This is a genomic window from Moraxella bovoculi 237, assembly GCF_000696305.2.
Classification (GTDB): Bacteria; Pseudomonadota; Gammaproteobacteria; order Pseudomonadales; family Moraxellaceae; genus Moraxella; species Moraxella bovoculi.
Genome location: NZ_AOMT01000025.1, coordinates 38,087 through 61,261, shown reverse-complemented (window position 1 = coordinate 61,261; position 23,175 = coordinate 38,087). Strand labels below are relative to the sequence as shown.

Here is a 23,175-nt window from a genome sequence, read left to right as displayed (position 1 = left end):
TTGCAGGGCAATCAATAATCTTTGTAAAATTTATGCAATCAAGTCTTAGATTAAAGTTTTGTATCAAAAACGTATCTGTATCTTTTCTATGATTTTAAACTTTGCTATAATCCTTTTAATTAACCCTTTTTCATCCATTTTTAGGAATCAAACCCATGAAACTACTAGCTCTAAGCACAATCTGTACTGCAGTTGTACTGACTGGCTGTAACGCAATGACCAAAGCTTCTGACAAAATTTTCTACAAACAAAGCAATTTCTCTCAAGTAGAAAGCACCGAATATCCAGTAGGTGAAGGTCCAGAATATGACCACGAAGCAAAACATGAAGCAGCCTTGGCTGACATGCAACAAACTCAAGAAGCTGGCGCACAGCGTCCAACTGCTGACTCTACTGTTAAGCATGACGAGATCGCACAGCCTGCTGAAGCAGCTGCCGAATAATCATGGCATTCAAAAAAACCTGCCTAATGGCAGGTTTTTTTATTTAGCATTCAATCTACTCAAAAAAACCCCGAACTAATTCGAGGTTTTATCAATAAAAATCTTGTTATATAGATTAGTATTTACGTACTGTGCGAACTTGCTCGCGCCATACTTTTTTCTTGTAACGCTTAACAGCAGCGGCTTTTTTGCGCTTACGTTCTTGTGTTGGCTTTTCGAAGAATTCTTTTTTACGAACGTCAGCCAATACACCTGCTTTTTCACACGCGCGCTTGAAGCGACGGATAGCGATATCAACTGGTTCGTTCTCTTTAACCTTAACTAAAGGCATGGGACACTCCTAATAACAAGACGGATGGCATCGATCAGGCTGTATTATATTATATAGCGTCACGGTCTTGGGCGTGGGCATCAGCTCAAATCGGGATGGTTATTTCCGCTGGGCGGATTGTCTAGCCAAAATCAAGCTAAGACAAGCGCAATATTATAAATGATGCACAGACAAAATACAATCAAAATCTGCGCATAATTTGGATAAATTAGAACAATTTATTATTTGCTTTCAGTAGTAGCGGCAGCATCTGTAGCAGCTTTGTCAGCTTCAGCTGTTGCTGCATCTGCTACAGGAGCAGCATCAGTAGCTTTAGTGTCTGAATCAGTTGTGGGCGTTGTAGTGGTCGCACCAGATGCTTCAGCAAATGTTGGCTGACCGTGGTCGTCGAACTTCACTTCTTCAGCCTTTGGGGCTTTTTCGATGGCGGCCGCTTCTGCCTCTGCCACTTTATCAACAGCATGGACTTTTTCATGCTTGTCACCACACGCTGATACCAGTACCGCTGCAGCCAATGCCGCTACCAAAACTTGAACTTTCATAATATCTCCAAATAATATTAAAACATCAAGATCAGGCCAAAAATCTCAGCCAGATAATCACAGTTATCCGCTTATTATGCCACAAAATCCCACAATTTTCATAAGAATTAAATTACATATTAAAGATTTTTATTAAAATATATCAACATCAATGCACGACTACCAAACTTTACAAATTTTTTAACAAGAGATGAGTATAATGTGTCAAATTTTAACCAAAATAACCTTAAAAAATTAACAATTTGGAGTTCCTATGGCTGGTGGCAGTTTATTGATGTTACTTGATGACATCAGTACCATCCTAGATGACGTGGCAACGATGACTAAACTTGCCACCAAAAAAACTGCAGGCGTATTGGGTGACGACCTAGCACTAAACGCCCAACAAGTAACCGGCGTGCGTGCAGATCGCGAGCTGGTCGTTGTCTGGGCGGTGGCAAAAGGCTCGTTCGTCAATAAGTTAATCTTGGTACCTGCTGCACTCATTATCAGTGCGGTAGCGGCTTGGTTAATTACACCGCTTTTGATGATTGGCGGTTTGTTTTTGTGCTTTGAAGGCGCTGAGAAAATCGTTCATAAATTCGCACCTCAACTGCTGCCTCATGACCTAGATGACGAAGATGCGCATGCCGAACGCTTGGCAGCGAACGCTGATGAATCAGTTGACTTGGTTGCACTCGAAAAAGAAAAAATCAAAGGCGCCATTCGTACTGACTTCATCTTGTCTGCTGAGATTGTCGTTATCTCGCTTGGCGTCATGACTGCCAGCACATTACAAACCAAAGCTCTGGCCTTATCTGCCATCGCCATCTTGATGACAGCGGGTGTTTATGGTCTGGTTGCACTGATCGTAAAAATTGACGACGTCGGTCTAAGCCTCACTCAAAAGCCTGGCGCAGGCAGTCAAAAACTTGGTCGTGGTCTGCTAGCTTTTGCCCCGAAACTCATGAAATTCTTATCCATCGCTGGGACGCTTGCCATGTTCTTGGTCGGTGGTGGTATCTTGGTACACGGCATCGACATCCTACATCATCAAGCCGAAGACCTGGCAGCGCTCTCAGGTGTGTTTGGCGGATTAACCGAAACTGCCTATAATGGTATCGTCGGTCTATTAGCTGGATTGATCGTCCTTGCGTTCTATGTACTGCTCAAAAAAATGACAGGCAAAACCGCTCATTGATTTTAGCTCATAAAAATAACCCCTGGCTTAGCAGGGGTTGTTTTTATGATTAATGAATTAGCGTCTTTGCTCTACGATGACTACATCGATGCCATTGCTGCTTAGTTTTTGCACAGCGGCACTCACCTCAGCACGGCTCGACATGGGCGCTGATACCACCTGATAAAAGGTCGCCTGAGTTGCGCTGTCCACACGGCGCAGAATCACTGCATCCACACCTGCCAGCATGACCTGAGCACGCTTCTCATCTGCTGCTGCTGCATCAGAATAACTTCTAATCTGCAGAATATAAGTCGTCCCTGCTGGCTTGGCATCTTCTTCCGAGTCTGTCGCTGCATCGTCACCATCATAGGTGGCATCCTCTTCTACAATCTCAATCTTCGCTCCTGGCTCATCTTTGGCTTGAACGACGGCATCGGCATCCACCACTCGGTCGCTATTGGCATTTGATTCTTGGACGCTAACACCCTCAGGCACGCTACGAAAATCCTGCTTGGACAGAAGGTCATGAAACTCATAGTTAATCGGCTCAGAAGAGGTAGTCGTCGCACTACCCAGAGGGGCAGAAGCAGCGCCAGCATTGGCCTGTGGAAAGATGTCATCTTCTGCTTGGATCTGCACCGCAGTCGCACGTTTGTCATCAAAGATGGGTGAACGATAAATCAGCACAGCAATCACCGCACCAATTGCAATTGCCAAAAGCATCCAAAACAAACTCAAAAGCCCTGAGCTTTTTCGGACTTCGGTTTCTTTATAGACGGCAGACGGTTTTTGTTTATTTATCATGTTAGTTAAAATTTAATGAAATTAAATCCATAAATGCGATATTGTAGCAAGTTTTTTGGATTAAGTGGAAAATTTTACGCGCTTAGGTCAGTAATTTTGGCATATTTGGCTCAATTCATTCATCTAAAATTATGCTATAATAGAATAAAGTCAATAATAAAAAAGACAACCGCCATGATTCTAGCTGTCTCAGAAGAAACCATCACCGCCGCAGGTCTATACATCCTACTGCCGATTTTTATTGCGTTTTTGTTCTTTATCATGTGGGACATCTCCAAAAAATCGAACGCAGGCAAACAAGGCACCTTTTGGATTTTTGTCGCCTTAGGTATGGGTTTTTTTGGATTTTTGGCAAAACTCGTGATCGAATGGGTGCTTGGCAAATGGTTTATTTAACCATCTGACCAAGACCTTTATCTTTTTGCGATCATGACAGCGCGTTTTGGTGCAGGATATCCCTCTACTGTCTTAGTTGGGTCGTTTTTATCCAAAAAGTCCGCCAAAGACTGATAATCCATCCACGCTGTCGCCCGCTGCTCATCGGTTGAAGTCACATCCACATCCACACAGCGAACATCGCTAAAGCCCGCCTTGGTAAGCCACTTGGTTAAAGCAGGCACGCTTGGCAAGAAGTACACGTTATTCATTTGCGCGTAGCGATCATCTGGCACCAGCACAGTATGCTCATCGCCATCCATCACCAAGGTCTCAAGCACAAGCGTACCGCCCTTTTGTAGCTGACCTTTTAATTGCTCAAAATGCTCAAACGGTGATGCGCGGTGGTACAATACCCCCATACTAAACACCACATCAAATAGCGCACTGTCGCTGGGCAGACTCTCAAGCGGTACAGGAATGTAATGCACAGGCAAATCCACGCCCATAAAGTGCTTAATCGCCATGAACTGATGATAAAACAGACAAGACGGGTCAATGACAATCACCGATTTGGCGCCATCACCAAGCATTCTAAAACCATGATAACCCGAACCGCCACCCACATCTAAGATCCGTTTATTCTGTAAGTCCAGATGCGACCTTACACGCTCCCATTTAAAGTCTGAGCGCCATTCTGTGTCAATGTGAATGCTCTTATTCTCGTCATCAGATGACAAGAAAAACGGGCCCTTTCGCCACGGCTTTAAGTTCATGAGCAGACTTTGCGTCTTTTTAAAATCAGCCATTTGCCAATCTAGTACAGCTTCGACTTTATCGTTCAAATTCGTGCTGATGGTCGGCACTACCGGCAAGCGCTCAATGGCAGAGGCATAAAATGGCGCATGTGCATAGCGACGCTTATCCTTGATGGCAGCCAGCCAGCTGGGCATGGCAGCGATCCACTCGCCTGCTTTTAGGTGATATTTACTCATCTGCAGCAGGTGCATATATAGCGCCCGCTCAGCATTAAAAATCGTATTATTCATGATAAATTATTGTTTAAAAGCAATCATCGATACAAAGTTCAAGAACCGAAACCATGTCAGGCTACGACTAAAGCCAGCTTGAGCCAGTCGCTCATGATGCACATCCAAGGTATCAGTAATCAGCACATTCTCCAGAGCGTTACGCTTACCGCTGATCTCAAGCTCACTATAGCCATTAGCACGCTTAAAATCATAATAACGCTCTACCTGCCAAGCGTCATCCTGCTCATCGACTAGGTGCGTCTTCTCAGTTAGGATTAAGATACCACCCTCATTCAGCGCGGCGTGGCATTTATGTAGTAGTGACAAACGAACATCAGGCGGCAAAAATTGCAAGGTCAAATTCAGCACAATCATATCACATGGCTCAAATTCAATCTCGCACACATCCGCCAAAACAAAGCGAATATCATGATCAGGATAGTGCTCAAAAAGCACCGATTTGGCACGCTCAATCATCGGCGCTGAGATGTCAATGGCGTGAATCTCAATGTCGTCGGCATCAAATTTATCCGCTAAGGCAAAACTTACCGCACCCAAAGAGCAGCCCAAATCATAAATGCGGCTGATCTTTTTGCCGGATTCATTGATTTGACCGAAGGATAAATGACGCTTGGCAAAGATCGGCAACATCGCAAGCATTTGCCCATAACCTGGCACGCTGCGGCGAATCATGTCAGGAAAGCACGCCACCACTTCTTCATCAAAACTAAAACGCGCATGCTTGTCCAGCGGCGTGGTGAATAGCGTGTCACTGCCCGTATTGGGCTTAGTATCATCGTTCATGGTTGATTTTGTGATATTTGTCTATATAAACGTATTATTCTATCATTTTTTTGGCAGACTAAGGAAAAATTATGCAACACATCATCTTGGGCGGTGGCTGTTTTTGGTGCACAGAGAGCATATTTTTATCATTAAAAGGCGTGCAATCTGTCGTATCAGGCTATGCAGGCGGTACGGCTCAGACCGCAGACTATGAGACGGTATGTACAGGGCGGACAGGTCACGTGGAAGTCATCGATGTGACTTTTGATGAGAGTGTCATTGATCTTTCGGTGATTTTGGATGTGTTTTTTGCCACGCATGACCCCACAACCCTAAACCGTCAAGGCAATGACATCGGCACACAGTACGCCTCGGTGATTTTTTATACCGATGACGCTCAGCTTGATATGATTCATGACAAGATCGGCAGCTTAAAGGCAGATGGCATCGCGGTCGTGACCCAAGTTCGCCCTGCACCCAAGTTTTATCGAGCGGAAGACTATCATCAAAACTTCTTCGCCAAGAACCCGACTCAGTCGTATTGTAATTTTGCCATTCCGCCAAAGCTTGCCAAACTGCGCGCCAACTTTAGTGAATATTTAAAATAACATAAAGAGCAACGCACAAATCCACCGTTTGGTGGATTTTTATTGGCGCACCGTTAGCTCTCGATGTATTTTTCCGCCTCTTCTAGATTGACCGTTACAAGACTTGAGATGCCTGCGGTTGGCATGGTGATGCCTTTTAATTCATCGGCGATCTGCATGGCAAGCTTATTATGACTGATAAAAATAAACTGCACGCTATCGGCAAGCTCATGAATCAAGCTGGTAAAACGTCCCACGTTAGCATCATCAAGCGGTGCATCCACCTCATCAAGCACACAGAATGGCGCAGGATGCTGTTTAAAAATCGCAAAAATCAAGCTTAGCGCAGTCAAAGTTTTCTCACCGCCAGAGAGCACAGCCAGACGGCTGTTCTTTTTACCTTTTGGTTGTGCCATCAATACCAATCCTGCTCGCCATTTATCTGCTTTGGACAGATTCTCATCATTAATCAGCGCAAGACTCGCCTGACCACCACCGAATACTTTGGTAAATAGCGAATTAAGCTCAGCGTTCACGGCATCCAGAGCAGACAGGAATAAGGCCTTGGTCTTCTCATCGATGGCAGAAATCGCGTCTTTTAGCTTCGCCATGCTCTCTGTGATGTCGTTAATCTGAATATCCATGGGCGACACGCGCTCTTCAAGCTCGGCAAGCTCTTGGGCGGCCGCAAGGTTCACCGCGCCCAGCTTGGCGATGTCTGCCTTGATGGTATCGATACGAGCGGTGTTGTCTTTGAATTTTGGTGTTTTGGCTCGAAAATCTGCCAACATCGAAGGCAAATTAAAGCCTTCATCAATGCGCATCATCTCATCGCCCAAGTCAATCAAGCGACTCTTGCCCACCGCAGTATCTGCTGTGATTTGTGCAGCCTCTGTCTGAGCCTTGGCAAAATTCGTGTGCGCCTCAGTCAAGTTCTCTTGGAGTTTTACCTGCATGAGCTGCAATGCCTTGGCGGCCGCCTCATGCTCTTCGCTGATAATCTTAAGCGCAGCGGTCTGAGCTTTGGCGTCTTTGAATGCTGCCTCAAGCTGTGGCAGCTTGGCGGTGAGATTTTTTTCGTTGTCTTTGACAGCCTGAATGTCGGTCTCAGCCTGACTTAGGTTCTTTTGGGCAAGTTCAAGCAGTCTTTGGGTGTGGGTGAGAGCTTGGGCGAGCGTGCTGTTTTTTAGCTGAAGTCCCTGATGTTCATCTGTCAGTGCCTTAACTTGAGCGTTTAATTCATCCATGCTTTTGGTCATGGCCGTCATCGTGTTTTGTGCCGATTCAAAACGCGGCAGATGCTCGCTCAACTGCTGAATTCCATCAGCTATTTGACTTTCTAATACTTTAAGCTCGCTTCCGATCTCTTCTTTCTCTTCATCCAGAGCGGCTTTATTCTTGGCAAAATTCTCTCGCTTGATGGCGTCAGTTTGGATTTTGGCCTGCAAGATCGTATGTGCCTGCTGTACCTTATGAAGGCTTGAGAGCACGACGGCCATCTGCGCGCTTTTCTCATCTTGGGCGATTTTGAGTGCTTCAAGCTGTATGGTGTGAGTTTTTAGTGTTTTTTCGCTTTGCTCCAGCTCATCTTCTAATGCGCCCAGCTCATCTTCTAGCTGACCCAGACGCCTGCTGTGTTCAGCTTTTTGGCTAAGTAGTGACGACTCTGCGCCAAAGCTTGAGCCATGAATCACACCGAACGAGCCAATCAGCCAGCCTGTCTTGGTCAAGATCAATCGACCATCTGTGATCTGATCGCTCAGCCGAGATAAAGCCTGCTCATCAAGCTCTTCATCCAGCAAATAACAAGCATCGAACAGCTTTAATCTTGGCGCGTCGAACAACTGCCCAAAAGCAATGAGATTACTATCATTCACGCCATAGCCGCCGCCTGTCTTAAAGATGGCTCGGCTCGCTTGTTTATCCTTGGTGCTCGGCGCTGCCAAAGCTGCCTTTAATGCCAAATCATCAAAGATCTTAGCATCCATCCAAAACCCCAAGAATTCATCCAGCACCCCAGCAAAGCTCTCACCCTGACGGCTCAGGCGCACCACGTCCTTTAGGCGTGTCAGATGCGAAAAATCATCGGCCTTGGCTGATGTCTCTTCTACCTTTGGTTTGGCATGCACCATTTTATGTAGAATGTCGTATTCACTCGCCAAGGCGGTATGGCGCTTCTCAAGGGTGGCGTGAGATGATTGTAGCGATTGAACCGTCTTGGTCATCTCGTCAAGCTTGTCTTTATCATCATCGTCCGCCAAAGATTCTTGGCGTAGGCTTAGCGTCTTAATCTCGCCTGCCAAGCGATTCAATTCATCAGCATCAGCGCTATTTTCTTTGCCAATAGACTCAAAAGACAACACCAGCTCATTGTGTTTTTTTATCCATTTTTCGCGATTGGCCAGCACGCGGCTTTTTTGAGATTCGGCAAGTTTTTGGGCATTTTCTAGGATGTTTTTTTGAGCTTGAAGTGTGTTCACATCGTCTCGGATGCTTTGCCAATTACCCTGAAGTTGTTTAAGTTCGGCTTGTTTTTGGGTAAGTTGATCGCCCAACACCTTTAATGATGGCTCAATGCTTGCACGCTCTTCGTTTAGCTTGGTCAGCTCTTTTTTGGCGTGCTCGATGCCATCTTGCGCTTCGGTTTTGATGAGTGTTAGTCTTTGGATTTTATCATCGGCTTGGCTAAGCTCTTGATTTAAGGTATAAAAATTATGCTGAGCGGTCTGCTCTGCCATCTGCGCATTATGGTATTTGTCACGCGCGTCGTCTTTTAGCCATTGTCCCTCGGCGACCTTATTAGACAGACGTTCAAGCTCCACTTTGGCTTTATTCACCACAGTTTCAAGTGCGTTCAGAGTCTCTGATGAGCTGACTTGCTGTATTTTTTTGTGTTCGTGGTATTGCCATGCTTCAAAGATGCGCTTTAATAAATCTTCTTTATTAATTTTGGCAAGCTCATCGGAGAGCTCTTGATATCTTTTGGCGGATTCGGCTTGGCGCATGAGCGTGCGCTGTTGTTTTTTTAATTCGCCTTGTAAGTCGGATAATCGCTCTAGGTTATCACGGGCTTCGTCGAGCTTTTTTTGAGTTTCGTCACGGCGCGCCTGATAGCGAGACACCCCTGCCCCCTCCTCGATGAACGAACGTAGCTCCATCGGGCTAGAATCCACGATTCGCCCAATCATTCCCTGCTCGATCACCGCATAACTACGCGCACCCAGACCTGTACCCAAGAACACATCCACGACATCACGGCGACGCACTCGCTGACCATTGATGAAGTAATCAGACTTGCCATCTTTGGTCACTTGGCGGCGCAGAGTCAATTCTTGATACAGATTCAGTGCGTGGCGAATGCCACTCGTCTCATCCTGAGTATGCTCAAAGGTCAGCTCCACGCTTGCCAAAGATTTGCCCGCTCGACCTTCCACCCCAGCGAAGATCACATCACTCATCGCCCCGCCACGAAGCTGTTTGGCAGACGTCTCACCCAGCACCCAGCGAATCGCGTCAATCACGTTCGACTTACCACAGCCATTCGGCCCGACAATGGCAGTAATGTCGTGCTTAAAGGTAAAAGTGGTGGGATTGGCAAAGGATTTAAAGCCGGCAAGTTTTAGGGATTTTAGGCGCATGATTTGGCAGTTTTTGTGATAATAAGAAACAAAAGATGGCTATTATAACAAATTTTGAATGTCGTTTTGTGCAATCTGTGCGGTTTTCTTGGGTTCTAACAATCAACTAATGCGTGTCAAGATTTAAATCAAAAGACTGATTTCAACTTGCCATAAAAAAGCCTTGATCAATATCAAGGCTTTTGTCGTATTCAGCATAAGTTAGCCTGAAAAAGCACCCCAAACCAATTGACAACCCACCACAATCAATAGGCACGCAAAGGCTTTTTTGAGTGTGGCAGCAGGCAGTTTGTGGGCGATTTTTGCTCCAAGTTTGGCGGTAATAAAGCTCGCCACACTAATGGCAACAAAGGCAGGCAAATGTACAAAGCCAAGCAGTCCTGCCACAGGCTCGCTCATATTCGCCACATGGCTGCTACCAAACCACATAAAGCCAAGTGCGCCAGCAATGGCAATCGGCAAGCCGCACGCTGCAGAAGTCCCGACCGCTTGTTTCATGGGCAGACCCGCGTGGGTAAGATACGGCACATTTAGACTGCCACCGCCAATCCCAAAAATCGCCGAAGCCATGCCAATGACACCGCCCGCCACGCTTTGGCTCATCGGCTTAGGCAGGGGCTTGATGTTCTCATCCGCCTTTTTCATGAACATCTGAATAGACATGATGATGGCAAACACACCAATCAGACCTTGCAAATAATCACCTTGAATCAGCGTTGCCACCCACGCCCCGAACAGCGAGCCGATGACCAAGCCGTAGGTTAGGTTCTTAAAGACATCCCAGCGCACACCTCCCTTTTTGTTATGAGCAGTGAGCGAGCTGATAGAAGTGATGATGATGGTTGCCAGTGCCGTCCCCACCGACACATGCGGGATAATCTCACTCGGGAAAGCATACGCCCCCAAAATCCACACCAACGCAGGCACGATGATCAGACCACCGCCCACGCCAAACAGCCCTGCACACACACCCGCAAACGCTCCTGCGACCACAAACCACAGATACATCATAATGACACACTCATCAATTAATAAAATTGTGCTATTATAGCCCAATTTTACTCATTTTAAAAAACCAAAATTATGGCTTTTGTTACATCTACGCTTCACACCCATTTTGACAGCACGGACAGCACCAACACCCAGCTTATCCACGCCATCACAGACGGCGCGCACTCCCATATTACCCCCCACCTATACACGGCAAGCCACCAGACGGCAGGGCGTGGACAGCATGGGCGGACGTGGGTGAGCGGTGCGGACAATGTTTTTTTAAGCCTATATATCCCCATCGGAAATGGAGCATATGAGCTAAACACATTGTCGGGACTACTTTCGCTTGCTGTCGGATATGAGCTTGCTAATTTGCCCATTATCCAAAACATCAACACCCACCGCCAGACGGCTAGCCTACCCCCCATTGGCGTCAAATGGGCAAATGACGTGGGATTTTATGATGATAAGGCAGGATTTTTTAAAAAACTCTCTGGCATTTTAATTGAGCCTGTTTTTAAAAAATTGGATAAAAATACGCTTGTGGGTGTGGTGATTGGCGTGGGGTTAAATGTCAATAATTCGCCTGTGATAAAAGACGGTCTTTATCAAGCGACGTGCTTAAAAGAATTATCCGACATAAAAACAACAGCCCAAGATTTATATATCCCAATGGCAAATGCGGTATTTCAAGCGGTAGAAATTTGCAATCATTGTAAAGAACCCATGTATCTGCAAAATTTTATTGATAAATTTAACGCCAATCATCTTTTGACCGATAAACTCATTCATATTTTTATGCAAAATAATATGACGGATATTTATGCCAAAGGCAGATGTATCGGCATTGGCAATCAAGGCGAATTGTTATTGAATGACAATGGCGATATTAAGCCGATATTTGCAGGTATGGCAAAAATCGTTACAAACTAAGGAAAGTCATGAAAAAACTTTGGCTGGATTTGGGCAACACCCGCCTAAAATATTGGATTGTAGATAACGACACCATTATCGCCCATGACGCAAAAGAACACCTAAAAGCCCCCAATGAATTATTGCTTGGACTGCTTGGCACATTGGCGAGCTTTGAGCCTGAATTTGTGGGGATTTCTAGCGTGCTTGGCGAAAAAATCAACACCGCCATTGACAAGACCTTGCAAGGCTTTGCCGTACCCTTTGAATTTGCCAAAGTCAATGCCACACATCCCCTTTTGGCAAGCCACTACGACCCCAATCAGCTTGGCGTGGACAGGTGGCTACAAATGCTTGGCGTGGTGGATAACACCAAAAAACAATGCGTGGTGGGCTGTGGCACGGCTTTAACGATTGATTTGATAGAACACGGCACGCATTTGGGCGGATATATCCTACCTAACGTCTATATGCAACGCCATGCCCTGTATGCAGGCACTCAGCAGATTGCGGTGAAGGCTGGGCGGTTTGACAGCACCGAATTGGGCAAAACGACCTTTGATGCGGTCAATCATGGCGTACTGTTTGGCGTGGTGGGGGCGGTGCGTGCGTTGCAAGCAGACTACCCTGATTTTGAGATTACGCTCACAGGGGGCGGGGCGGATATGATAAATGTGCAATTTGATGATGCCCTAAAGGTAGAAAAAGAACTGCTGCTCATCGGTCTAAAACGGTATTTTGATCGCTAAAAAACCGCTAAATAATCTTTAGCGATCAGCATAGTATCGGTCACTTAAATAACCAAAATTGCAAAATAAAAGAGCATCACGCAACACAATAAGCCAAGCACCCACAGCACCGAGCGCACCAACGGCATATTAAAGGCGTACGCCGCACCGTAGCCAATTCTCAGTAGTACATATAGGCACGCCAGCACATTGATCACATTCTGTGGCACAAAACAATACATCGCCACGATCACAGCCGCCAAGAAAATCGGCAACCCCTCAAAGCTGTTCTGCTGAGCAGCATTCATGCGCGCTGACAGCCCTGTCACATGACTAAGAAACTGTCTTGGATTGGCATTATCCGACATCTTAAACCCGCCTGTCGCCTTGGCAAGCATGGCAAACACCAAAGGCAGCAGACACGCCACCAACATCGCCTTGATGGCAATGTCCATGTCAGATGAGAAATTGGCGACGAACATCGTGATGATATTCATGACGCAACTTCGATGATTTCATAATCATGAGTGATGTTCACACCGCCATCAGCCAGCATTTTTGAGGCCGAGCAGTATTTGGTCGCAGACAGCTCGATCGCTTTGGCAACTTGTGATTCTTTGACATTCGTGCCTGACACCACAAAGTGCAAATGAATGTCAGTAAACACCGCAGGAATCGCATCGGTACGCTTGGCAGAGACTTCGCAGTGGATGTCCGCGACCGCTTGGCGAGATTTTTTTAGAATACTCACGACATCATAACTGGCACAGCCACCCAAACCCATCAAAATCAACTCCATCGGCTTAGCACCCAATGTCTGAGCAGAATCGATGATCACCTCATGACCTGAGCCACTTTTGGCACTAAAATTAATCACGTCATTTTTTAGCCATGACACACGGGCATTCATATCAGACATACAGCACTCCAATTTATTAGATGACTATTAGGTTATTAATATAATACATGAAAACAGCTACACTATGGCGGTTTTTTGCAGGATTTTCAAGGTGTAATCGGTTGGTCGTTTCATTTTATATGACAATAAAGCAAGCCAAAAGTTAGCGATCAACCCAAAAACCATCTAGAAACATTTTTATTCAAAAAATATTACACTTTTTGGTGAAAATTTGTTTTAATAGTCATTAAGTTATCTGCCCATTATTTTGGGTAGAATTTTTATAAATTTTAAATAATGAGTTTAGTCATGATTGATTCAGACGGCTTTCGAGCCAACGTCGGTATCATCTTGGCAAATACACAAGGTCAAGTGCTTTGGGCAAAACGCATCGGACACGACAGCTGGCAATTTCCACAAGGGGGGATCGATTATGGCGAAACTCCACTTGATGCAATGTACCGCGAGCTACATGAAGAAGTCGGACTTTATCCACAGCACGTGGAATTGCTTGCGGTTACCAAAGATTGGTTACGCTACCGCTTACCAAAACGTTATATCCGCACCAACCAAGAGCCTTTGTGTATTGGGCAAAAACAAAAATGGTTTTTGCTCCGCTTAGATGAAAACAACACCCAACACATTCGATTTGATACTTCAAAACCCGAATTTGATGAGTGGCAATGGGTCAGCTATTGGTATCCTTTAAATCAAGTCGTCGCTTTTAAGCGCGGCGTCTATCAAAAGGCATTGCAAGAGCTGATAGAACGACTCCCCCTAAAAAGCGAGCTGATTCTACCACCCTCCAACTACTAACCAAAAAAGATCAAGCAGTCGCTTGGTCTTTTTTTTGTTCACAGAAATATTCACAAAAACCAACTAATAAAACTTAGATAAAAATCAAAAATTTCGCTATAATGAGCGGTTAATCATTTCAAAAAATTCGGACAATCATGGCAATTATCCACCCCCAATTTAACCCTGTCGCCCTAGATTTAGGCTTTATTGAGCTGCATTGGTATGGGCTTATGTACTTGCTTGCATTCTTATTCGCATATGGCTTGGCAAGCTATCGCGCCAAAAAACGCGGCGATTTCACTCAAGAAATGGTCTCAGATTTGGTATTTTATGGGGCGCTGGGTGTGATTTTGGGCGGTCGTATCGGCTATGTGATTTTGTACAATTTTGGCGAATTTTTATCCAATCCTGCCTACCTACTGCGTGTGTGGGAAGGCGGCATGAGCTTTCATGGTGGCTTTGTTGGTGTGCTTTTTGCTATGTATTTTTTTGGACGTAAATACAAAAAATACGCCTTTACCGTGCTGGATTTTATCGCGCCTGCCGTGCCAACGGGGCTTTTGTTTGGGCGACTGGGCAACTTCATTAATGGCGAGCTGTGGGGGCGCGTATCGCACGGCGATTATGCTCATCTGATGTATTTTCCCCAAGCAGTTCACGCCGACCATGAGCTCATCAACGCCGACCCAAGCCTGCACAATATCGCGATGCAGATGGGCGATTATTTCCTACTGCCACGCCACCCAAGCCAGTTATATCAAGCACTGACCGAAGGCGCATTACTGTTCATATTGCTGTGGTGGTTTAGCGCCAAGCCACGTCCGCGCTATGCTGTATCTGCGCTGTTCTTGTTGGGTTATGGTTGCAGCCGTTTTATTACCGAATTTTTCCGTCAGCCAGATGTTGGCTATGAGCTGATCTTTGGATGGATGAGCAAAGGGCAACTATATAGCTTGCCGATGATCATCGCTGGCTTGATTTTGATGGTGCTCGCCTACAAAAAGAACATCTACGATTGGCAAAAAGCCTAAGGCACGGACATGAAACAATATCTAGAATTATTACAACACATCCTAGACAAAGGACAAGACAAATCTGACCGCACCGGTACAGGCACTCGTTCGGTGTTTGGTTATCAAATGCGATTTGATTTGACGGATGGATTTCCCCTACTTACCACCAAAAAAGTACACATGAAATCCATCACGCACGAACTGTTATGGTTCATCAAAGGCGATACTCACGTCAAATATTTGCAGGACAATGGTGTAACCATTTGGGACGAGTGGGCGACCGCGGAGCAGACAGCAAGATTCGGTCGTCAAGAAGGTGATTTGGGCCCTGTTTATGGTCATCAGTGGCGTAACTTTGGAGCGACCAAAAACGCTAACGGCTCGTATCAGACAGACGGCTTTGATCAGATCAAATGGCTCATCAACGAAATCAAAACCAATCCCGACTCTCGCCGCCTCATCATCTCAGGCTGGAATCCCAATGAAGCCAGCCAAGTCGCCCTACCACCCTGTCATACGCTGTTTCAGTTCTATGTCGTGAATGACAAGCTGTCCTGTCAGCTGTATCAGCGCAGTGCGGACGTGTTTCTGGGCGTGCCATTTAATATCGCAAGCTACGCCCTATTTACCCATATGATCGCTCAAGTATGCGGGCTAGACGTGGGCGAATTTGTGTGGACGGGCGGCGATACGCATTTGTATCATAACCATTTTGAACAGGCAAAATTACAATTAACCCGCGAGCCATTGCTACTTTGTCAGCTTAAATTAAATCCTAAAATTAAGGATATTTTTGCCTTTGGTTTTGATGATATCAGCATCGAAAACTACCAATCGCATGAACGCATCAAGGCAGACGTGGCGGTGTGATATGAATAACATCAAGATCGTCCATGTGGTCGCCAAAGACCGCCAAAACTGCATAGGCAAAGCCAACGACCTAGCTTGGCATATCCCTGCTGATTTAAAGCATTTTAAAGAGATTACCACAGGGGGCGTGATTGTCATGGGGCGAAAGACCTTTGAGTCGCTCGGTCGACCTCTGCCCAATCGGACACATCACGTCATTACACGAGATACGGCATGGACAGCAGACGGTGTGGCGGTCGCCCATGATTTGCCAACCACCATCAAGAGTGCCAAAGCTGACGCGACGCGACTGGGTAAAGATAGAATTTTTGTTATTGGCGGAGGCGAGATTTACCGCCAAAGCCTAAGCATGGCGGATATCTTAGAAATCACCGAAGTCGATCTGGACGTGCAAGGTGACACGCATTATCCTGCCATCGGCAATGAATTCAAGGAAATCTGGCGTTCAGAGCAACAAACCGATGATAAGAGCGGCATTGCTTTTGAATTTACCACTTGGCAGCGCCAATCTTAATCCATCGTTCTCATTATCAACGAACCGCTCTTTGGCGGTTTTGTTTTATCTATTCGTCAAAAAATGCTAAAATAACCGACAGTTTATTTATCATTTAGGAATGACATGCGCCACTTGCTACTTTTGCTCGCTGTACCTGCCGTTTGTTTGACCGCTTGTTCGCCAAAGAGCGATTACCAAAGCATCGAAGGCAAAACGATGGGGACAACTTATCACATCACCTTCAAAAACAACAACCAAAACAGCGCAGACATTCAAGCCGCCATTGATGCACGCCTTGAAGAAGTGAACCAAAGCATGTCCACCTACATCGAAGACAGCGCAATTTCAAAGTTTAATCGACTGCCGAGCAATCACCCCATGTCGCTGGATAAGGATTTCTTGCAAGTACTTGGCGACAGTCGTGCCATTTATCAGGCGAGCGGTGGTAGCTTCGATCCGACGGTTTACCCTTTGGTGGAGCTGTGGGGCTTTGGCTCGAAGATGAGCGTCGAGCGACTGCAATCACCACCCACAGACAATGAAATAAACGCCATCAAAGACAAAATCGGTCTGGATAAAGTCATTCTAACCAATGACAGCATCCATAAGATACACGATGGCGTGGGTCTGGACTTCTCAGCGATCGCCAAAGGCTATGGCGTGGACACCATCGCGCGCGTCCTTACCGATGATTATCAGATTACCGATTATATGGTAGAGATTGGCGGTGAAGTCGCCACCAAAGGCGTGAATGCCAAAGGCAGTGCATGGACACTAGCCATCGATTCGCCCGTGATTGACAGCTCTATTGCCAGTCGAGAGACCATCACCACCATCACCCAAAAATCAGGGCAAACCCTACACATGGCAACGTCTGGTGGCTATCGCAATTCGGTGGAATTTAACAGGGTGCGCTACAGCCACACCATCAACCCAACCACCGCAAAACCTGTGGCAGGTTCAGCACCTAGCGTCACTGTTTTGCATGATAGCACCGCACTGGCAGACGGCTGGGCAACAGCACTGACCGCCGTACCATATGACAATGCACTGCGGATGGCAAACGACCATCACATCAAAGCATTATTCATCATCGAGAATACAGATGGCAAAGGCTTTAAATTGGTTAAATCAGACGCGCTCACCACGTTCGATGCCAAATAAATAGACCAGAGGCACAGCACTACTTCTTTTTAGCACTTTATTTGACGTGGGTTTTGTTTTACAATGCTTATGAGTAGTTATTTTAACAATCAGATTTAAAAAAAATAAGGATGACACATGGCGACTTTCTCACCAACCCTACAATTCTCTAAACGCTGGCTTGCCACCCCAAATGCTGTCAAGCAAGCCTTCCATCAAGAACTAGACGACATCATTCACATGCTCGGTAGCGATATCGCCGCCAAGGATTATCAGTTCACGAATAACGATTTCGGCGGCGCAGTATCTGAGCTACTAAGCACGCACCAAGGCGAATCGAAGGAGCCTATTAAATTGGTACATAGCATCGACACCACGCCACTCATCCAAGAGACTCACGGCGAATTTAGCCCAGAAGAATTGTCCGATGTTGAAGCGCGCATCAGTGCAAAATTATCGGCGCAGTTAGATGATTTCTTGGGCGAGCACATGGTGCATCTGTCTGGTGATCTAAAGGCATGGGTAAGCACTGCGGTCAAAAACGAACTGGCAGATTACAAATCAAATCAATAAAACCAAAACAATAACATAAAGAGATCATCATGAGCCGTCATAGCGACATCATCGTCATCGGCGCAGGTCCGGCAGGGCTTGCGTTTGCCAGATATTTTAAAGGCACCGACCTAAACATCACCCTCGTTGAAAAGGCAAGCCTAGACAGCATCGCAAATCCTGCTTATGATGGGCGTGAGATCGCTTTGACACACCGCTCAAAAGAAATCTTACAAAACTTAGGCGCATGGCAACGTTTCAACACCGATGACATCTATCCATTAAGAGATGCTAAGGTGTATAGCGGCACCTCTGATTATGCTTTACATTTTAAGGTACCAACTGACCTAAAAATACTCAGCTCATTGGACAGATTGGGCAATCTCATCTCAAACCGCAACATCAGACAAGCACTGTACGATGAAGTTAAAGATCTACCCAATGTCACATTATTGACAGACAGCACCATCACATCCGTCGAGACCAACTCTCAGCAAGCCATCGTTACATTAGATGACGGCTCAGCCCTAACCGCCAACCTACTCATCGGTGCAGACAGTCGCCTGTCATTCGTACGTCGCACACTTGGCATCGGGGCGCAGATGAACGATTTTGGGCGCACGGTGATTGTCTTTAGGGTCAGCCACCCTATATCTAATGGCGCCACCGCCCAAGAATGTTTCTTCTATGGGCGCACCCTTGCCCTGTTGCCACTGCACGACAACCTAACCAACTGCGTCATCACACTGGATAACACACAGGTCGCTGAGCTACTCGCCATGACTGCTGACGAACTTGCCAAAGAAGCGCAGCGCATGATGGGCGACAAGCTGGGTGAATGCACAATCGCAGGCACGGTTCATCACTACCCGCTCATGGGCGTTCATGCCAAGACTTTCATCGCAGAGCGCGCCGCACTGATTGGTGATGCCGCTGTTGGTATGCACCCTGTCACTGCACATGGCTATAACCTCGGCCTGATCAGCGTTGATATTCTGGGTAGTCTTGTTATGAATGCCCACCGCAAGAATGGCGACATCGGCAGCGCCAAGCTGCTACATACCTACAATCTACACCATCAGCGTCACACCAGACCGCTCTATCATGGCACGAATGCGATGGTATCGATGTTCACCAATGACTCAAGACCTGTGCGCATACTGCGCGATGTCGCCCTTCGCACCAGTAACAATTTCCCGCCGATTAAGCGCTGGATTGCTGGACAATTAACCGGCAAATAAATCAAAAACGCATCCATTGGTGCGTTTTTTAGCTGCCGACATATCTGTCTTTACGAAAATTCATCGCCAATATCGCATTTAAAATCAGCATACCCATGATTGATAAGATGAAGGTCTGCAGATTTAGATAAAATAATGACAACAATAACACCGCCCCATCCATCACCATTAAGACTTTACCAGCTGGAATGTTATGGCGGTCTTGGACGTCTAGCGCAAGCAAATTAAAGCCACCAAGCGTCGTACGATGGCGAAATAATATCAAAAGCCCGATTCCAATCAGAATATTGGCCAAGATCACGACGTATGCGGGGCTAGGCTGTGCGACATCTATAAAATAAGGGTGTATCTCGGTCATCACAGACAGCAGCGCAACAGCTACCGCCGTGCGTACAATCATCTTACCGCCAAGTCTGCGATAACCTAAATGATAAAATGGCAAATTCACCACGAAAAACCACACGCCAAAGGCAACGCCTGTCGTATGATGCAGCATCATGGATAAACCAACCGTACCGCCCAGAGCAATGGCACTTTGCTTTAGAAGCATGACGCCAAAGCCCACAACAAACGTCCCAATCAGCACCGCAAGAAAATCTTCAAAAGGCGTATGCTGAATGCCTTTTGGCTTGACGTGGAGTAATTTTATCGACATGACACATCAGTGACTAAAAAAGTAAAATTATAACACAGTAACCATTAAGACAGTAAAGACCAATCCAACCTTATAGTCATCAATCGTGTAGCGCCTTATAAATCGTACTCGCCAAGACCCTACCAATGCCTTTAACACTGGCGATCTCAAGCTCAGATGCACTGATGAGCTGCTGGATACCGCCGAAGTGATTGAGTAGTTCACGCCGTCTTTTCTCGCCCAGGCCTGGGATGACTTCTAGCACTGACGACCCACGAGCTTTGTCGCGTTTTTTACGGTGATTGGTAATGGCAAAGCGGTGCGCCTCATCTCGAATATGCATGATCAGATGCAGTGCCTTAGAGTCCATGGGCAGGTCGATCGGCTCATGATTGATAAAGTGTAGCATCTCAAGCCCTGCCTTACGCCCTTCGCCTTTTGACACGCTGACCAGCAGCGTATCATCTAACTTACCTAATTCGCTTAGCACTTCTTTGGCGATGTTTAATTGCCCTTTACCACCATCGATTAACAATAAATCAGGCAATTCATGCTTGGCATATCGACGCATGAGCACCTGACGCATAGCCGCATAGTCATCGCCGCCTGTTATGTCGTGGATGGCATATTGGCGATAATCACGCTTGCGAGAGCCGCCAGAGTCGAACACCACGCAAGATCCCACCGCCGCCTCGCCCATCGTATGGCTGATATCAAAGCACTCAATGCGATCAATGGCTCGTGGCGATACCGTCTCAAGCACTAACTTTAAGGCATTAAAGCGCGCTTTTAGTTCATAATAATCTGTCATCTTAGCCTTAAGGGCGTTGTCAACATTTAACACCGCCAGACTTAGCCATTCGCTGCGATGCTTTTGGACGCGGTGTTTGATTTGTGTTTTTTTGCCAAATTGCTCACTTAATAGCTCTGCGATGGTATCAGCATCAGGCAGATGCTCGCTAACAATGATCTCAGCGGGCAAATCATCACTCACCTGAAAATAAAACGACAAAATAAACTCCGCCAGACGCTCAGCATTATTCTGCTCAGCAAGCACAATCTCATCGGGAAAATAATTCTTACCGCCCAGCACCTTGCCGCCGCGAACGGTCAGCACATGGATGCTCGTCACGCCCGCCTTGTGATCGACGGCAAAGACATCCGCCTCCCCCTCTAGGCGAAACACTGCTTGGCGCGCCTGCATCTCACTGACCATGGTGATTCGATCACGATAAAATGCCGCCTGCTCGAAGTTTAATTCCTCTGCTGCCCTTTCCATTTTGCTGACCAGCATTTCTTGGACTTGGGCATTCTCCCCACTTAGGAACAATAGCGCGCTATTAACATCATCCAAATACTCTTCGCGGCTAACCATACCCACACAAGGCGCCTTACATCGCTTGATCTGATATTCAAGACAAGGTCGTTTTCGCGTATTAAAATAACTGTTGGTGCAGTTTCTAATCATAAAAAGCTTCTGCATGAGCAGCAATGCTTCTTTTGCGCCTGTTGCAGATGGATACGGCCCAAAGAACCTTCCTTCGACGTGATTCCCCTTGCCTCGTCCGAATCCCAATCTTGGAAATCGATCAGCTGAAATGAACACATACAGATAGGACTTATCATCACGCAGAATGATGTTATACGGCGGTTTGTGCACCTTGATGAGGTTTTGCTCAAGCAGCAGTGCCTCTGTCTCACCGCGCACGATGATGATCTCGATGTCATAGATACGCTGCACGAGTGCTCGCGTCTTGGGGTGCTCTACAGTCTTGGCGAAGTAGCTGGTGACGCGGTTTTTTAGGGATTTTGCTTTACCAACGTACAGAATCTCGCCTGACTTGCCAAGCATCTTATACACCCCAGGCAGGTTCGGTAGGGATTTTAATAAGTGGTTGATGTGAGATTTTCTGTCTTTTTCGTTGGATTGACCTTGATCAAGATTGGGGGGATTTGGCGTATCATTCATGTCTATTAAATTTATCGTCATTTAGCATTGATAATAAGGCAAATTTTAGCATTTGCAAGATGTTCGCCCACATTTATCCTTTATCAAATGACAAATCTATGGCAAAATATTCATTTTATACCCAGAGAACGTCATGACCATTCAAAGCGCCAAAGATCGCCTTGACAAACTCATCAAAAAAGGTCGCAAAATCGCCTATCCTCAGCTTATGCCACACCTACTAAAGGTAAGGCTTGCCACCTATGCACCGCTCGTGGGCGCAGGCATTCGTGTGGAAGTGATGGACCTTGATAACAGTCTGTGCGTCGTTAGCATGCCACTGACCAAGCTCAATCAAAACATCGTCGGCACACAGTTCGGTGGTAGCCTATTCATGATGACCGATCCGTTTTTTATGATGATGCTCATGGCGCGACTTGGTAAAGACTATGTCGTCTGGGATAAAAAAACCACCATCGACTTCATCAAAGCCGCCGACAGCAAAGTCACCGCACGCATGAAGATCGACACCGAAGAGATTAATACCATTATCAGCCTTGCCAAGTCCGGCGAACCTGTATTCCGCGACTATCAAGTAAACATCACCGATGAGCATGGCAAAACCATCGCCAAAGTTGATAAGACCTTATACATCCGCTTACGAAGCCACAGCAAATCTCATGCGCAAACCGCACGCTTTGAATAATTTTGAACAACAAAAGCGTACAAAATAAAAACCCTGTCTAATGACAGGGTTTTTTGAGATGAGAAAAGGAGAATTAAGCTTCTTTTCTTGCACCCAATTTTTCTTTGATACGTGCAGATTTACCAAAACGATCACGTAGGTAGTAAAGCTTCGCACGACGTACGTCACCACGACGCTTCACGCTGATGCTGTCGATTAGTGGTGAATGTAGTTGGAATGCACGCTCTACACCGATACCGCTTGAGATTTTACGCACGGTGAAAGAAGAGTTCAAGCCACGGTTACGCTTAGCGATAACCACGCCTTCGAATGCCTGTAGACGCTCACGGTCGCCTTCACGAACTTTTACTTGTACCACAACAGTGTCACCTGGTGCAAAAGCTGGGTGCTCTTTAAGTTGTGAATTTTCGATGTGTTGAACTAGGGGATGTTTGTTGCTCATGGCAATCTCCAATCTAACGACATAGGCTGATACCTCTTGTGTGTGGTTAAGAGGTCGCATATCGTAACATGATCAGCAGTGAATCACTGCAAGCCCAAACCA

26 protein-coding genes are annotated in these 23,175 nt (G+C 46.3%); 14 read left to right on the top strand and 12 right to left on the bottom strand.

Features of this window, described 5'->3' with window-relative positions:
* Positions 1-155 precede the first annotated feature (155 nt).
* Positions 156-443, top strand: a complete 288-nt coding sequence (locus tag MBO_RS06690; protein ID WP_036365942.1) for a hypothetical protein — start codon at positions 156-158, stop codon at positions 441-443.
* Between the two features lie 115 nt (positions 444-558).
* Here MBO_RS06690 and rpsU read toward each other — a convergent pair whose 3' ends face one another.
* Together rpsU and MBO_RS06680 are read right to left on the bottom strand one after the other, a co-directional pair.
* On the bottom strand, positions 559-774 hold the full coding sequence (rpsU, locus tag MBO_RS06685; protein WP_036365938.1) for a 30S ribosomal protein S21: 216 nt from the start codon (positions 772-774) through the stop codon (positions 559-561).
* A gap of 221 nt (positions 775-995) precedes the next feature.
* Positions 996-1,316 (bottom strand): hypothetical protein, encoded by a 321-nt coding sequence (locus MBO_RS06680; RefSeq protein ID WP_036365934.1) that lies wholly within the window; start codon positions 1,314-1,316, stop codon positions 996-998.
* 253 nt (positions 1,317-1,569) lie between these two features.
* Between MBO_RS06680 and MBO_RS06675 the strand changes: the two genes are divergently transcribed.
* Positions 1,570-2,496, top strand: coding sequence for a DUF808 domain-containing protein (locus tag MBO_RS06675; RefSeq protein WP_036365930.1), 927 nt, complete (start codon positions 1,570-1,572; stop codon positions 2,494-2,496).
* 57 nt (positions 2,497-2,553) lie between these two features.
* Here the strand turns inward: MBO_RS06675 and MBO_RS06670 are convergent, their stop codons facing one another.
* Positions 2,554-3,195: an SPOR domain-containing protein gene (locus tag MBO_RS06670; RefSeq protein ID WP_160169673.1), complete on the bottom strand. Its 642-nt coding sequence runs from the start codon at positions 3,193-3,195 to the stop codon at positions 2,554-2,556.
* Positions 3,196-3,456: 261 nt separating this feature from the next.
* On the opposite strand from MBO_RS06670, the gene MBO_RS06665 reads away from it, so the two are divergent.
* Positions 3,457-3,678: a DUF2788 domain-containing protein gene (locus MBO_RS06665; RefSeq protein WP_036365927.1), complete on the top strand. Its 222-nt coding sequence runs from the start codon at positions 3,457-3,459 to the stop codon at positions 3,676-3,678.
* A 17-nt stretch (positions 3,679-3,695) separates the two neighbouring features.
* On the opposite strand, the gene cmoB is transcribed toward MBO_RS06665, so the two are convergent.
* Positions 3,696-4,706, bottom strand: a complete 1,011-nt coding sequence (cmoB, locus tag MBO_RS06660) for a tRNA 5-methoxyuridine(34)/uridine 5-oxyacetic acid(34) synthase CmoB (protein WP_187648943.1) — start codon at positions 4,704-4,706, stop codon at positions 3,696-3,698.
* 6 nt (positions 4,707-4,712) lie between these two features.
* On the bottom strand, positions 4,713-5,492 hold the full coding sequence (gene cmoA, locus MBO_RS06655) for a carboxy-S-adenosyl-L-methionine synthase CmoA (protein ID WP_036365922.1): 780 nt from the start codon (positions 5,490-5,492) through the stop codon (positions 4,713-4,715).
* Between the two features lie 71 nt (positions 5,493-5,563).
* Here cmoA and msrA point away from each other — a divergent pair, with 71 nt between their 5' ends.
* Positions 5,564-6,082 carry a peptide-methionine (S)-S-oxide reductase MsrA gene (gene msrA / locus MBO_RS06650; RefSeq protein WP_036365919.1) on the top strand — a complete coding sequence of 173 codons (519 nt, stop codon included), beginning with the start codon at positions 5,564-5,566 and terminating at the stop codon, positions 6,080-6,082.
* Positions 6,083-6,135: 53 nt separating this feature from the next.
* Here msrA and smc read toward each other — a convergent pair whose 3' ends face one another.
* Positions 6,136-9,699 carry a chromosome segregation protein SMC gene (gene smc, locus MBO_RS06645; RefSeq protein ID WP_036365916.1) on the bottom strand — a complete coding sequence of 1,188 codons (3,564 nt, stop codon included), beginning with the start codon at positions 9,697-9,699 and terminating at the stop codon, positions 6,136-6,138.
* A 201-nt stretch (positions 9,700-9,900) separates the two neighbouring features.
* Positions 9,901-10,710: a sulfite exporter TauE/SafE family protein gene (locus MBO_RS06640; protein ID WP_036366011.1), complete on the bottom strand. Its 810-nt coding sequence runs from the start codon at positions 10,708-10,710 to the stop codon at positions 9,901-9,903.
* 72 nt (positions 10,711-10,782) lie between these two features.
* On the opposite strand from MBO_RS06640, the gene MBO_RS06635 reads away from it, so the two are divergent.
* On the top strand, positions 10,783-11,625 hold the full coding sequence (locus MBO_RS06635) for a biotin--[acetyl-CoA-carboxylase] ligase (RefSeq protein ID WP_036365913.1): 843 nt from the start codon (positions 10,783-10,785) through the stop codon (positions 11,623-11,625).
* Between the two features lie 8 nt (positions 11,626-11,633).
* On the top strand, positions 11,634-12,353 hold the full coding sequence (locus MBO_RS06630) for a pantothenate kinase (RefSeq protein ID WP_036365910.1): 720 nt from the start codon (positions 11,634-11,636) through the stop codon (positions 12,351-12,353).
* Positions 12,354-12,397: 44 nt separating this feature from the next.
* On the opposite strand, the gene MBO_RS06625 is transcribed toward MBO_RS06630, so the two are convergent.
* Together MBO_RS06625 and MBO_RS06620 are read right to left on the bottom strand one after the other, a co-directional pair.
* Positions 12,398-12,829 (bottom strand): MAPEG family protein, encoded by a 432-nt coding sequence (locus MBO_RS06625; protein WP_080702214.1) that lies wholly within the window; start codon positions 12,827-12,829, stop codon positions 12,398-12,400.
* The gene (locus MBO_RS06620) at positions 12,826-13,242 is read right to left on the bottom strand and encodes an OsmC family protein (RefSeq protein WP_036366006.1); all 417 of its coding nucleotides are present in this window, start codon (positions 13,240-13,242) and stop codon (positions 12,826-12,828) included. The genes MBO_RS06625 and MBO_RS06620 overlap by 4 nt, the downstream gene beginning before the upstream one ends.
* 297 nt (positions 13,243-13,539) lie before the next feature.
* Between MBO_RS06620 and MBO_RS06615 the strand changes: the two genes are divergently transcribed.
* The 7 genes from MBO_RS06615 to ubiM all read left to right on the top strand — a co-directional run bounded on the left by MBO_RS06615 (position 13,540) and on the right by ubiM (position 19,343).
* Positions 13,540-14,046, top strand: coding sequence for an RNA pyrophosphohydrolase (locus MBO_RS06615; protein WP_036365908.1), 507 nt, complete (start codon positions 13,540-13,542; stop codon positions 14,044-14,046).
* Positions 14,047-14,183: 137 nt separating this feature from the next.
* Complete coding sequence (gene lgt, locus MBO_RS06610; RefSeq protein ID WP_036365905.1) at positions 14,184-15,059, top strand: prolipoprotein diacylglyceryl transferase; 876 nt, start codon at positions 14,184-14,186, stop codon at positions 15,057-15,059.
* Between the two features lie 9 nt (positions 15,060-15,068).
* The gene (locus tag MBO_RS06605) at positions 15,069-15,911 is read left to right on the top strand and encodes a thymidylate synthase (RefSeq protein ID WP_036365901.1); all 843 of its coding nucleotides are present in this window, start codon (positions 15,069-15,071) and stop codon (positions 15,909-15,911) included.
* 1 nt (position 15,912) lies between these two features.
* Positions 15,913-16,425: a dihydrofolate reductase gene (locus MBO_RS06600; RefSeq protein ID WP_036365899.1), complete on the top strand. Its 513-nt coding sequence runs from the start codon at positions 15,913-15,915 to the stop codon at positions 16,423-16,425.
* A 105-nt stretch (positions 16,426-16,530) separates the two neighbouring features.
* Positions 16,531-17,571 carry an FAD:protein FMN transferase gene (locus MBO_RS06595; RefSeq protein WP_036365896.1) on the top strand — a complete coding sequence of 347 codons (1,041 nt, stop codon included), beginning with the start codon at positions 16,531-16,533 and terminating at the stop codon, positions 17,569-17,571.
* Positions 17,572-17,688: 117 nt separating this feature from the next.
* Positions 17,689-18,123 (top strand): hypothetical protein, encoded by a 435-nt coding sequence (locus MBO_RS06590; RefSeq protein ID WP_036365894.1) that lies wholly within the window; start codon positions 17,689-17,691, stop codon positions 18,121-18,123.
* A gap of 29 nt (positions 18,124-18,152) precedes the next feature.
* Positions 18,153-19,343, top strand: a complete 1,191-nt coding sequence (gene ubiM / locus MBO_RS06585) for a 5-demethoxyubiquinol-8 5-hydroxylase UbiM (RefSeq protein ID WP_036365891.1) — start codon at positions 18,153-18,155, stop codon at positions 19,341-19,343.
* Between the two features lie 28 nt (positions 19,344-19,371).
* On the opposite strand, the gene MBO_RS06580 is transcribed toward ubiM, so the two are convergent.
* Complete coding sequence (locus tag MBO_RS06580) at positions 19,372-19,998, bottom strand: YitT family protein (protein ID WP_036365888.1); 627 nt, start codon at positions 19,996-19,998, stop codon at positions 19,372-19,374.
* 79 nt (positions 19,999-20,077) lie between these two features.
* Positions 20,078-21,946 carry an excinuclease ABC subunit UvrC gene (uvrC, locus tag MBO_RS06575; RefSeq protein ID WP_036365885.1) on the bottom strand — a complete coding sequence of 623 codons (1,869 nt, stop codon included), beginning with the start codon at positions 21,944-21,946 and terminating at the stop codon, positions 20,078-20,080.
* 133 nt (positions 21,947-22,079) lie between these two features.
* Here uvrC and MBO_RS06570 point away from each other — a divergent pair, with 133 nt between their 5' ends.
* Entirely contained in the window at positions 22,080-22,631 is a 552-nt protein-coding gene (locus MBO_RS06570) for a DUF4442 domain-containing protein (RefSeq protein ID WP_036365882.1), read from the top strand.
* 73 nt (positions 22,632-22,704) lie between these two features.
* Here MBO_RS06570 and rplS read toward each other — a convergent pair whose 3' ends face one another.
* Positions 22,705-23,073: a 50S ribosomal protein L19 gene (rplS, locus tag MBO_RS06565; protein ID WP_036365879.1), complete on the bottom strand. Its 369-nt coding sequence runs from the start codon at positions 23,071-23,073 to the stop codon at positions 22,705-22,707.
* Between the last annotated feature and the right edge of the window lie 102 nt (positions 23,074-23,175).